Raw genomic sequence first — 873 nt, 5'->3', positions numbered from 1 at the left:
TAGGTAGGGGACTCATTCAGGTCCATGCGATGACACAGGAAACGAGCGCGACGGCGGCCAGATAGTTGCAGGCTAAGCGATCGTAGCGGGTCGCGACGCGCCGCCAGTTTTTGAGGTGACCAAACAGCCGCTCGATCCGATTGCGCCGCCGGTAGGCGATCCGGCTGTGCTTATAGGGTACCGTCCGGGTGGCCGTGGGCGGGATGGTGGCGATCACCCGGTGGCTCTTCAGCCAATCCCTCAAGCTCTGGGCGTCGTAAGCCTTGTCGGCGATCAGACGCTTGGGCGGCACCACAGCGCACAGCAGGGGCAGCGCCATGGTGATGTCGCTGCGCGGTCCTTCGGTTCGGCCACGTTGCCGGGCGTCAGGGCGAACGCGACCGGTCGGCCACGATCATCGGCCAAGCAATGGATTTTACTCGTGAACCCGCCCCGCGAGCGGCCGATCGCCTGGCTCCAGGCCCCCCTTTTCCGCCTGATGCCGAGCGGTGGGCCTTCACGTGGGACGCGTCGAGCATCCACTCATCGGGCACGGGGCCTGTAGCCGCGATCTTGGCGAACAGCCGCTGCCAGATCCCGCGCTGAGACCACCTGTTGTAGCGGTTGTAGACCGTCGTGTGCGGACCGTAAGCGGAGGGCGTGTCCTGCCAGCGGCAGCCAACCTTCAGCACGTGCAGAATGCCGCTGATCACCCGCCTGTCGTCGACCCGGGGCTTGCCCGGTTGGCCGTGCGGTAGGTGCGGCTCGATCCGCCCCCAGGCTTCATCGGAGAGCCAGAACAACCGTGCCATCGCGATCCTCCTGCGCTGGAAACCCCAATCTCAGGAAGAAAACGCGAGCAACAGCAATTGGTTGTTTGAGTTCCCTACCTAG

Annotated in this window: 1 pseudogene; it reads right to left on the bottom strand. The window is 64.7% G+C overall.

The features are described from left to right. Nucleotides 1-16: 16 nt before the first annotated feature. Nucleotides 17-791: pseudogene (locus tag MGN01_RS23305) on the bottom strand (IS5 family transposase). Nucleotides 792-873: the final 82 nt, after the last annotated feature.

It is taken from the genome of Methylobacterium gnaphalii (assembly GCF_007992215.1).
Classification (GTDB): domain Bacteria; phylum Pseudomonadota; class Alphaproteobacteria; order Rhizobiales; family Beijerinckiaceae; genus Methylobacterium; species Methylobacterium gnaphalii.
The sequence above is the reverse complement of the archived record's forward strand: the minus strand, read 5'-3'. Positions and strand labels throughout refer to the sequence as shown.